This is a genomic window from Methylobacterium sp. CCH5-D2, assembly GCF_001556475.1.
In the GTDB taxonomy this organism is placed as follows: Bacteria; Pseudomonadota; Alphaproteobacteria; order Rhizobiales; family Beijerinckiaceae; genus Methylobacterium; species Methylobacterium hispanicum.
The window spans coordinates 17,719-28,134 of the sequence record NZ_LSIX01000960.1 but is presented as its reverse complement, the minus strand read 5'-3'; the positions used below and the strand labels follow the sequence as shown (position 1 = coordinate 28,134).

The 10,416-nt window shown below is 72.4% G+C and carries 10 protein-coding genes; 3 read left to right on the top strand and 7 right to left on the bottom strand.

What is annotated here, in order from left to right:
• Positions 1-205: 205 nt before the first annotated feature.
• The 3 genes from AX737_RS26010 to AX737_RS26000 all read right to left on the bottom strand — a co-directional run bounded on the left by AX737_RS26010 (position 206) and on the right by AX737_RS26000 (position 2,668).
• Positions 206-775, bottom strand: coding sequence for a cyclase dehydrase (locus AX737_RS26010; protein WP_066926507.1), 570 nt, complete (start codon positions 773-775; stop codon positions 206-208).
• 58 nt (positions 776-833) lie between these two features.
• Entirely contained in the window at positions 834-2,006 is a 1,173-nt protein-coding gene (locus AX737_RS26005) for a zinc-dependent alcohol dehydrogenase (RefSeq protein WP_066926506.1), read from the bottom strand.
• A 158-nt stretch (positions 2,007-2,164) separates the two neighbouring features.
• Entirely contained in the window at positions 2,165-2,668 is a 504-nt protein-coding gene (locus AX737_RS26000; protein WP_066926513.1) for a hypothetical protein, read from the bottom strand.
• Positions 2,669-3,041: 373 nt separating this feature from the next.
• Between AX737_RS26000 and AX737_RS25995 the strand changes: the two genes are divergently transcribed.
• Positions 3,042-4,214, top strand: coding sequence for a zinc-dependent alcohol dehydrogenase (locus tag AX737_RS25995; RefSeq protein ID WP_066926504.1), 1,173 nt, complete (start codon positions 3,042-3,044; stop codon positions 4,212-4,214).
• Positions 4,215-4,278: 64 nt separating this feature from the next.
• On the opposite strand, the gene AX737_RS25990 is transcribed toward AX737_RS25995, so the two are convergent.
• Together AX737_RS25990 and AX737_RS25985 are read right to left on the bottom strand one after the other, a co-directional pair.
• On the bottom strand, positions 4,279-4,827 hold the full coding sequence (locus AX737_RS25990) for a formaldehyde-activating enzyme (RefSeq protein WP_066926502.1): 549 nt from the start codon (positions 4,825-4,827) through the stop codon (positions 4,279-4,281).
• A gap of 34 nt (positions 4,828-4,861) precedes the next feature.
• On the bottom strand, positions 4,862-5,875 hold the full coding sequence (locus AX737_RS25985) for an NAD(P)-dependent alcohol dehydrogenase (RefSeq protein WP_066926500.1): 1,014 nt from the start codon (positions 5,873-5,875) through the stop codon (positions 4,862-4,864).
• A gap of 358 nt (positions 5,876-6,233) precedes the next feature.
• On the opposite strand from AX737_RS25985, the gene AX737_RS25980 reads away from it, so the two are divergent.
• Positions 6,234-7,874 carry an inorganic phosphate transporter gene (locus AX737_RS25980; protein ID WP_066926498.1) on the top strand — a complete coding sequence of 547 codons (1,641 nt, stop codon included), beginning with the start codon at positions 6,234-6,236 and terminating at the stop codon, positions 7,872-7,874.
• Positions 7,875-7,964: 90 nt separating this feature from the next.
• On the opposite strand, the gene AX737_RS25975 is transcribed toward AX737_RS25980, so the two are convergent.
• Both AX737_RS25975 and AX737_RS34895 read right to left on the bottom strand, forming a co-directional pair.
• On the bottom strand, positions 7,965-8,441 hold the full coding sequence (locus AX737_RS25975; protein WP_066926496.1) for a CYTH domain-containing protein: 477 nt from the start codon (positions 8,439-8,441) through the stop codon (positions 7,965-7,967).
• 179 nt (positions 8,442-8,620) lie between these two features.
• Positions 8,621-8,761, bottom strand: coding sequence for a hypothetical protein (locus tag AX737_RS34895; protein WP_197430723.1), 141 nt, complete (start codon positions 8,759-8,761; stop codon positions 8,621-8,623).
• 328 nt (positions 8,762-9,089) lie between these two features.
• On the opposite strand from AX737_RS34895, the gene AX737_RS25970 reads away from it, so the two are divergent.
• Positions 9,090-10,358: a hemolysin family protein gene (locus tag AX737_RS25970; protein WP_238231432.1), complete on the top strand. Its 1,269-nt coding sequence runs from the start codon at positions 9,090-9,092 to the stop codon at positions 10,356-10,358.
• The last annotated feature ends 58 nt before the right edge of the window (positions 10,359-10,416 follow it).

Genomic DNA, 10,416 nt, shown 5'->3' with positions numbered 1-10,416 from the left:
CCGATGAGCGCTGTCTACGCAAGCCCAGCCGCCCCGTCAACACCCGATGCGACGAACACGCGAAAAACCTGCAACAGGCCTGTGACGGGCGCCAAGGGCCGACGTCGTGCGAAGGAGGCGGCGTGGGCTCTCAGAGTGCCCTCCCCTCCCCTCTCTTCTCCGGATGCGCCGTAACCTGAGGGTCAGTGTCCGCGAGGAGCGGCTGTCAGGCCGCGGGTGCCGTCCAGGCCCGCATCGCCTCCGGGCCGACGATGTCGGCGGGGGGCTCGAAATCCGCGGCCGCCCCGCGCATCGCCGCTGCAGCCCGCGGGAAGCCGCTGCGGCGGCCGTACTCCGCGCGCACCGCGTCCGACGGCATTCGGGGTGCGTCGATGAGGGCCTGGGCGCACAGCACATCGGCCACGGTCACCCCGGCGAGAGAGGCCAGAGCAACCATCGCGTTGCCCCGGTTCGGGTTGTCGCCCTCCAGCGCGGGCAGGACGCTCGCGATGTCGATCCCGTCGCCGGCCACCCGGGCGCAGATCCACGGCGTCGGATCCTGCGCGCCGAGGATGCCGGCGCCCTGCGCGATCTCGCGCAGGCCGTAGGCCCGGATCAGCGGACCCGAGCGCGGCATCCCGAGCCACCGGGCGATCGCGTCGCCGAAGGCGAGTTCGGTGACGCCGAGGCCGAGCGAGAACCAGCCCAGCCCGCGGGCGAACTGCGCGGCGGCAGGGGCCGGCCTGCGCCGGGGATCGGAGGCGAAGCGGCTGCGGCGCCGGGACGGAACGGACATGGTGCGACCTCTCGAAAGACCTCTCGGCAGACGAAGCGGGCGGGATGCGGGAGCCGCCTCAGGGCCGCAGCACCACCTTGATGCAATTGTCCGTCTTGTCCCGGAAGGTGCGGTACATCTCCGGCCCCTGCTCCAGGCTCGCCCGGTGGGTGATCACGAAGGACGGGTCGATCTGGCCCGCCTCGATCCGGCGCACGAGGTCGTCGGTCCAGCGGTTCACGTGGGTCTGGCCGGTGCGGATGGTCAGGCCCTTGTTCATCAGGGCGCCCATCGGCACCTTGTCGATGAGCCCGCCATAGACGCCCGGGATCGACAGGATGCCGGCCGGACGGCAGACGTAGATCATCTCGCGCAGCACCGTGGGCCGGTCGCTCTCCAGCATCACCGCCTGCTTCACCCGGTCGTAGGCGTGCTCCAGGGCGCGGGGCGCGTGCGCCTCCATGCCGACCGCGTCGATGCACTTCTCCGGGCCCTTGCCGGCGGTGAGCTCGTTCAGGCGCTCGACCACGCTCTCGCGGCCGTTGTCGATCGTGATCGCGCCGCCTGCGCGGGCCATGTCGAGGCGCTCGGGGACGCTGTCGATGCAGACCACCTGCCGGGCGCCGAGCAGAAGGGCGGAGCGCACGGCCATCTGGCCGACGGGGCCGGCGCCCCAGATCGCGACCGTGTCGGTCGGCTGGATGTCGGCCTGCACGGCGGCCTGCCAGCCGGTCGGGAAGATGTCGCCGAGGAACAGCACCTGCTCGTCGGTGAGGGAATCCGGGACCTTGATGTGGGTCCTGTCGGCGAAGGGCACCCGGACGTACTCGGCCTGGCCGCCCGGATAGCCGCCGGTGATGTGGGTGTAGCCGAACAGCCCGGCCGTGGTGTGCCCGAAGGCCTTGGCGGCGACGTGCTTGTTGCGGTTCGAGCGCTCGCAGACCGAGAAGAAGCCGCGCTTGCACTGGTCGCACTCGCCGCAGATGATCGTGAACGGAATCACGACCCGCTCGCCCTTCCGCAGGGCGCCGTTCACGCCGCGGCCGGTCTCGACGACCTCGCCCATGAACTCGTGGCCCATGACGTCGCCGCTCTGCATGCCGGGCATGAAGTGATCGTAGAGGTGCAGGTCCGAGCCGCAGATGGCGCAGACCGTCACCTTGATGATGGCGTCGCGATCGTCCTCGATCTGCGGGTCCGGCACCGTCTCGCAGCGAATGTCCTGGGTGCCGTGCCAGACCAGAGCTCTCATGGGTCGCCTCCCGGGTCGGCGCACCCGCGCGGCGCCGTCTAGGACTGAACCGGGGAAGGTACGGCCACGTTTCGGGCCAACTGCAATCGGTGCGTGCGGCGTGGCCCGGGAGCCGCGCCGCATGCAGGGTCAGGGCATCGCGGGCCGGATAGCCCGCATCACTCCGCCTCGTCCTCGTCCGGATCGAGGGCCGCCGACGGAGCCGCGGCGGTGGGGCCGAGGCTGCCGGTCGCCACGGGCACCTCGGACGGCGCGGCGGCCGGCGCAGCGGCGACGCCACGGCGCGCGAGGCCCGGATCCACCGGCATGATCGCCGCGCCCGCCGCCACCAGGCCGGCGAGCGCCCGCAGGTCGTCGGGCTGGCGCGGATCGCGGGAGATCAGCTCGGCCTCGCGCTCGAGACGCAGGTTGCAGGCTCGCGACGGCAGGGCTCCGTCCGGCGTGCAGGCGTCGTGGCGGGCGCAGGCCGCGTCGAGGGCGTCGATCGGCGGCCGGGGCGCGTTGTTGCCGGGCCCGCAATAGTTGCCGTGGATCAGCATGGTCGGCCCGTGGCCGTGGCTGCCCAGCGGGGCGCCGAGGGGGCCACTCAGCGAGGCGGATTGCGCCAGGGCGGGCGAGGCCGCGCCGAGGGCGAGGGTGAGCAGAACGAGCGGTCGGATCATGGGCCGGATCATGGGCTGGTGTCCTTCGTGTCTTCGGCAGGCGCTGTCAGCGCGGCGCGCCCGGAACGCCTGGGTGCCCCCCCAGGCCCGGTGCGGGACGGGCCGGCCGCTCGAGGCCGCGGCCGGGCGGTTGTGCATCGCACCGGATCGTGCCGGCCAACACGGCGGCCGCCCCCGCGGTTCCACCCGGGCCTCCCGGCCAACCGCACCTCGGGCGGCCCATCCGCCGCAGGTCCGCGTTTCCCTTTGCGGGAACAGTTTCCGCGGCGCCCCGCTTGGCGACGAGGGGGCTTCGCCATGGGACGTGCCGTGCGCCAGGCCGCCCGCGTCCCGGCGAGCCCCCTCGCCTCCCCCGAGATCCAAGGAATCCGCCATGAAGGCACTGTGCTGGCACGGCAAGGGCGACATCCGCTGCGACACGGTGCCGGACCCGCAGATCGAGGACGGGCGCGACGTCATCATCAAGGTCACGTCCTGCGCCATCTGCGGCTCGGACCTGCACCTCATGGACGGCCAGATGCCGACCATGAAGGCCGGCGACGTGCTCGGCCACGAGTTCATGGGCGAGGTGGTCGAGGTCGGATCCGCCCACACCAAATTCCGGAAGGGCGACCGCATCGTCGTGCCCTTCAACATCAATTGCGGCGAATGCCGCCAGTGCAAACTCGGCAACTGGTCGGTCTGCCAGCGCTCGAACCGCAACGCCGCGATGGCGGCCGAGCAGTTCGGCTACACCACGGCGGGGCTGTTCGGGTACTCGCACCTCACCGGCGGCTACTGGGGCGGACAGGCCGAGTACGTGCGCGTGCCGATGGCCGACGTGGCGCCCATGCGGGTGCCGGACGGCATGGACGACGAGTCGGTCCTCTTCCTTACCGACATCCTGCCGACGGGCTGGCAGGGGGCCGAGCACTGCGAGATCCGGGGCGGCGAGATCATCGCGGTCTGGGGCGCGGGGCCGGTCGGCCTGTTCGCGATCCAGTCGGCCAAGGTGATGGGCGCCGAGCGCATCATCGCCATCGACACGGTGCCCGAGCGCCTGGCGCTGGCCCGGACGTACGGCGCCACCGACGTGATCGACTTCGGATCGGAGGATGTGTTCGAGCGCATCCAGGAGATCAGCCGCGGCGAGGGCGCGGACGGCGTCATCGACTGCGTCGGCATGGAGGCATCCGCCGGCCACGGCGTGGCGAGCGTGCTCTCGACGATCCAGGAGAAGCTCACCTCGACCGAGCGGCCCTACGCGCTGACCGAGGCGATCCGGGCGGTGCGGCCCTGCGGCATCGTCTCGGTGCCGGGCGTCTACGGCGGGCCGATCCCCGTGAACATGGGCTCGATCGTGCAGAAGGGCCTGACCCTCAAGAGCGGCCAGACCCACGTGAAGCGCTACCTCGAGCCACTGACCAAGCTGATCCAGGAGGGCAAGTTCGACACCGCCTCGCTGATCACCCACCGCTCGACGAACCTCGCGGACGGGCCGGACCTCTACAAGACGTTCCGGGACAAGAAGGACGGCTGCGTGAAGGTGGTGTTCCACCCGAACTGAGGCGGAAAGCCGGGGCGCGGAGACAGGCCGGGGCGGACCTGCCGCCCCGGCGGCGCGCCGACGATCAGATCTTCCCGTCGAGGCCCATCTGGTAGTACTTGTGCACGATCTTGTCCTGGTTCTCGAGGAGCCAGTCGATCGAGGGCTCGTTCGTCATCGCCTTGCGGATCGCCTCGGTCATGCCCTTGCGCTGGATCTCGAACAGGGCCCGGTGGTCAACGCTCTCGGCCTGGATCACGCCGGGGCTCAGCCAGACCGAGCAGATGATGCCGAGGTCGTTGGCCTTCTCCTTCGGGATGTAGCCCGCCCGCACCGCGTCGAGCACGCCGTTGGCGATGGCGTACTGCACCGTGCCCATCAGGATCGAGGTATACTTGCTCTCGGTCACGCTGACCTTCGAGACGCAGAGCGTGACCGGGCGCACCATGATGTCGGTGTTCAGGAGCGCGAAGACGCGGCTGTGACCGACCACCTGATCGCCGGTCAGCGTGGCGAGTGCCGTGCCGACCGGCCCGTCGAGTTCGCCGATGATGACCTCGGGCTCGGAGGCGGTGTTGGGCGGGCCGCCCGCCACCAGCGCCTCGCCGGCGCGGAGAATGATGCGATCGCTCATGCTGGGTTGCTCCTGACAGGGGACGGGGCGCGGCCTACCACGCCGCGCAGATCTTGCTGAAATGCGCCGCGCCCTCTTGGTAGCGGAAGGCCTCCGGCAGCTCGTCGAAGCCGAAGGTCCGGTCGATCACCGGGCGGATTTCCGCCTGATCGAGGGCCGCGACGTAGTCCTGCTGCTGGCGGCGGCTGCCCACGATCAGACCTTGCAGGCGGGCCTGCTTGGCCATCAGCGCCGCCGTCGGGACGTCGCCCGCGAGGCCGGTGAGCACGCCGATCAGCGCGATGTGGCCGCCGACCCGCACCGCCTCGATCGACTGCGCCAGGGTGCCGGGGCCGCCGAGTTCGAGCACGTGGTCGATGCCACGGCCGCCGGTCCAGTCGCGCGCCCGCTTCCCCCAGTCCGGGTGCTGGCGGTAGTTGATCGTGTGGTCGGCGCCGAGCGCCCGCGCCCGCTCGAGCTTGGCATCGGACGAGGAGGTGACGACCACGGCCGCGCCCATCAGCTTGGCGATCTGCAGGGCCGCGATCGCGACGCCGCCGGTGCCGAGCGCCAGCACGGTGTCGCCGGCCTTCAGCCCGCCATCGGCCACGAGGGCGCGCCACGCGGTGAGGCCGGCGGTGGTCAGCGTCGCGGCCTCCGCGTGGCCCCAGCCCCGCGGCGCGCGCGTGAAGGCCTGGGCGGAGCGGACCGCGTGGGTGAGCGCGAAGCCGTCGATGCCGTCGCCGGGCGTGCCCGCGAAATCCCCGACCGCCCCGTGGGGCAGGCCGTCCGGCCATTGCGGGAAGAAGCAGGAGACGACCGCCTCGCCCGGCGCGAACTCGGCGACGCCGGCCCCCACCGCCTCGACGATCCCCGCCCCGTCCGACATCAGGATCCGGCCGTCCGCGGCGGGCCAGTGGCCGGCGGCCACCAGCAGGTCGTGGTAGTTGAGCGAGGTCGCCCGGATCGCGACCCGGATCTCGCCGGGCCCCGGCGCGCCCGGATCGGGCCGCTCCGCGATCTCCAGACGGTCGAGACCGCCGGGTGCGCGCACGACGAAGGCTTTCATGGCTCCTCCTCGATGGGTCGGGCGCGCCGGGCGCGCTCGGGCCTGCAGTTAGGACGCCGCCGGGCCGGTTCGAGCCTCCGCCCCAGCATCCTCCGCCCCATCATCCGGTGCCTCCCCGTCCGCCTCCCCTCCCGCGCATCGGGGGGCGCGGCGTTCCGGGCTTCGTCGGCGGCCGCCGGATGCGCCGCCACCGGCGCGCCGGGCGCCGGACAAGCGGGCTGCACCGCGTCGCCCGGGGCCCCGCCTCGATCAGGCGCGAGGCCGCCGCGCCGAACCGGGGCGGACGGCAGCCCGTCACCGGATCGTCACCGGCACCCCCTAGGGTTGGGATCACAATCCTATCGCGCGGATGAGACCCATGGCCGACGGCACGTCCGACATCCTGCGCGGCCCGGCCGCGGCCTCCGGTCCCCCGGGGCAGCGGTCCGGGCACGGGCTCGACCGCGCCACCCATCCGGCCCACGGCATCGTCATCCTGCTCGCGGTGATCGCGGGCCTCGGCTACGCCCTCTACAGCCTGATCGCCGACATGAGCGCCGCGCACGCGGAGCCGCTCGCCCTCGGTGCCTTCGCGCTCCTCGGGCTCGCCCTGCTGATCGCGCTGGGCTTCGAGTTCGTGAACGGCTTCCACGACACGGCCAACGCGGTCGCCACGGTGATCTACACCCGCGCCCTGCCGCCCAACGTCGCGGTGGTCTGGTCGGGGGCCTTCAACTTCCTGGGCGTGATGCTCTCCTCGGGCGCGGTGGCCTACGCCATCGTCGTCATGCTGCCGGTGGAACTGGTGCTGCGGGTCGGCTCGGGTCCCGGCTACGCGATGATCTTCGCGCTGCTCGCCGCCGCCATCGTGTGGAACCTCGGCACCTGGGCCCTCGGCCTGCCGAACTCCTCCTCCCACGCCCTGATCGGCTCGGTGCTGGGCGTCGGCCTCGCCAACCAGCTCGTCGGCGGGCACGACGGGACCTCCGGCATCGATTGGGGCCACGCCCTGGAGGTGCTCAAGGCGCTGGCCTTCAGCCCGGTCTGCGGCTTCGTGCTGGCGGCCCTGCTGCTGCTCGTCCTGAAGCGCGTCGTGCGCAGCCCCGCGCTCGACCGGGCTCCGGAGGCCGACACGCCGCCCCCGCTCCCGATCCGGGGCCTGCTCGTGCTGACCTGCTCCCTGGTCTCGTTCTTCCACGGCGGCAACGACGGGCAGAAGGGCATGGGCCTGATCATGCTCATCCTGATCGGGGCGGCGCCGACCGCCTACGCCCTGAACCGCACCATGACGGAGGCCGACACCCCCGCCTTCGTGCAGGCCTCGCGGTCCGCCTCCGGTATCCTCGCCCCCCGCACTGCGGGGGCGGAGCGGCCCGAGCCCGGCGCGGCCCGCGCCGCGATCGGCGAGGCGCTGAGGACGAAGGCACTGGACCGGCCGGCGGTCTTCGCCGCGCTCGGCACCCTGTCGGACGACATCGCCGAGAAGGTCGAGGGCTACGGCGCGCTGCGCCGCGTGCCCGCCGCCGCGACGTCGAACCTGCGCAACGACATGTACCTCGCCTCCGAGGCGATCCACCGGCTGACGAAGGCCGAAATCTTCCCGGAGGAGGAAGCGACGGTCATGAAGGGCTACACCGACCTGCTCGACGCCGGCACGCGCTACATCCCCGCCTGGGTCAAGGTCTGCGTCGCCCTGGCGCTGGGCCTGGGCACGATGGTCGGCTGGAAGCGCATCGTGATCACGGTGGGCGAGCGCATCGGCAAGCAGCACCTCACCTACGCGCAGGGCGCCTCGGCCGAGATCGTCGCCGCGGGCACGATCGGGCTGGCCGAGGGCTACGGCCTGCCGGTCTCGACCACCCACATCCTGTCGTCGGGCGTGGCGGGCACCATGGCGGCCAACGGCACGGGACTCCAGCTCGCCACCGTGCGCAACCTCGCGCTCGCGTGGCTCCTCACCCTGCCGGCCGCGATGCTCCTCGCCGGCACGCTGTTCGTGATCTTGCGGCAGGCGTTCTGACGCCGTCCCTTGATCCATCGCCGGGCGGCCGGCCCGGCGGGACGGCGATCCGGCGCGGCCCCGGCCGCCCCGTCCCGGAGGGCGCGCGGGCTAGGCCGCCGCGCGCTGCGGCACCACGGCTCCGGCGGCGAGGCGCGAGTTGCGGTAGCGCTCGTCCGCGGTGACCTCCTCGCCGATCCAGGGCGGCAGGGCCACGGCCTCGTCGGCGCGGGCGAGTTCCGCCTCCGCCAGGATCAACCCGTCGAGGGCGCCCGCGAAGACGTCGACGTCCCAGGCGCGGCCGCCGTCCTCGACCCGGTAGCGCACCTTCTCGATCCGCCCGCGCGGATCGACGGCGGTGAGAAGCGCGGCGCCCACGGCAGCCGGCAGCTCGAACTCGATCTCCTCGCGGACCGCGCCCAGGCGCCGCCCCTTCCAGGCGAGCAGGTAGCGGGCACCCATGCGGCGCACCCGCACCGTGTTCTCGGCGTCGGTGTAGAGATAGCCCTGGACGATGACGGTGCCGAAGCGGCAATGCTCTAGGACGGCCCGGGTCGCGAGGAACTTGCGCTCGATCTCGATCGCCATGCAGGGCTCGTCGCTGTTGCGGGGCGGTTCGGTGACGCACGACGCGACGCGCAGCAGGGACGGGGGGCGAGGGTTTGTCGGACCCGCTGCCCGGAGATCCTGTACGTGTCCGACGACAAGATCAATCCGTCCGGCCCGGTTCCCGGCCGCGCGGAGAATGCGCGCGGTCCGGGCAGCCCTCACACCCCCGGGTCGAGGCAGCGCAGCACCGCGGCGAGTTCCTGCGCCTGATGCAGGGTGAGGCCCGAGCTGACGGCGTCGCCGTCGCGGTAGAGCGTGTAGGTGCCGTCGCAGGCCGGTTTGATCTTGATGGAGGACAATCGGGGCTCCGGGTGGGCGCCGCGCCGGGCGTCGGCGCGAAGCTTAGCCGTAAGGGCGGCCCAGGCAAGCCGGGTGCGGCCCGGCGGCGTGGATGGCGGCGTCCGCGGCCTGCGGCGCCGATCGCGCGTCGATCCATCGGTTCTCCGGACGGATCGGGGCGGGCTTCGGATAGCCCTGATCCCCGGGGGCGGGTATGGGAGATCCGGATGGGTCAGGCCGGCGCGGCCCGCATGGCTGGCCGAATGGCTGGCCACAGGGCTGCCGGGCCAAAGGCGGGAGACGACGATTTCCGACGATGCTTGGGCGACCGCCCTCGGCCTGCTCTCGGTGCTCGCGCTGGTGCTGGCCAACGGCTTCTTCGTGGCCGCCGAGTTCGCCCTGGTGGCGGTGCGCCGCAGCCGGGTGACCGAGCTGGTGAACGAGGGGCGCGTCAACGCCAAGGCGCTGCTCGCCGCCACCGACCACCTCGACGCGCACCTGGCCGCGACCCAGCTCGGCATCACCATCTCGTCGCTGGCGCTGGGCTGGGTCGGCGAGCCGGCCCTCGCCCACCTCGTCGAGCCCGCGCTCGCCTGGCTGCCGGGCGTGCTGCCGAGCGTGGGCGCTCACACCGTCGCGGTGGTGATCTCCTTCGTGATCATCACGGCGCTGCACATCGTGCTGGGCGAGCTCGCCCCGAAGAGCCTCGCGCTTCAGCGCAGCGAGCGCACGGCGCTCGCGGTGATCCGGCCGCTCTCCCTGTTCCTGTTCGTGTTCCGTCCGGCCATCGTCTTCCTGAACGGGCTCGGCAACGGCGTGCTGCGGCTGTGCGGCCTCCAGGCCGGCCACGGCGAGGGCGGCCACCACTCGACCGCCGAACTCAACCTCCTGGTCGAGGCGAGCCGGGAGGCCGGGCTGATCCAGGAAGCGCAGCAGGAGGCGGTCGAGCGCATCTTCGCGCTGGGCGACCGGCGCATCCGCGAGGTGATGACGCCCCGCCACGAGATCGAGTGGGTCGATGCGGAGGACGACCGCGACGCGGTGCTGCGGGCGCTGCGCGATTGCAGCCACGCGCAGGTCGTCGTCAGCCGCGGTACGGTGGACGAGGTCGTCGGCGTGGTGCGCAAGCAGGACCTGCTCGACCGCGTCCTCGACGGGCAGCCGCCGGACATCGACGCGGTGACGCGCCAGCCGATCGTCGTGCACGAGGCGATGTCGGTGCTCGCCGTGCTGGAGACCTTCCGGGCCAAGCCCGTCCAGATGGCGATCGTGGTGGACGAGTACGGCAGCCTGGAGGGCATCGTCACGGCGACCGACCTCCTGGAGGCGATCGCGGGCGACATCCCGGAGGCGGGCGAGGAGCCCGACGTGGTCGAGCGCGACGACGGCTCCTTCCTGATCGACGGCATGATGCCGGCCGACGAGGCCTTCGAGCGCCTGGGGTTCGCCGAGAAGCCGGAGCGCGACGACTTCAACACGATCGCGGGCTTCGTGATCTTCCGGCTGGGCCGCATCCCGAGCACGGGCGACAGCGTCGAGGCGCATGGCTGGCGCTTCGAGGTGGTCGACATGGACGGGCGGCGCGTCGACAAGCTGCTGGTCCAGCCGCTCGGCTGAGGGGCCAGCCGCTCGGCCGATGCCGGGGTGCCGGGGCAGGACCTGACCCCGACCGTGC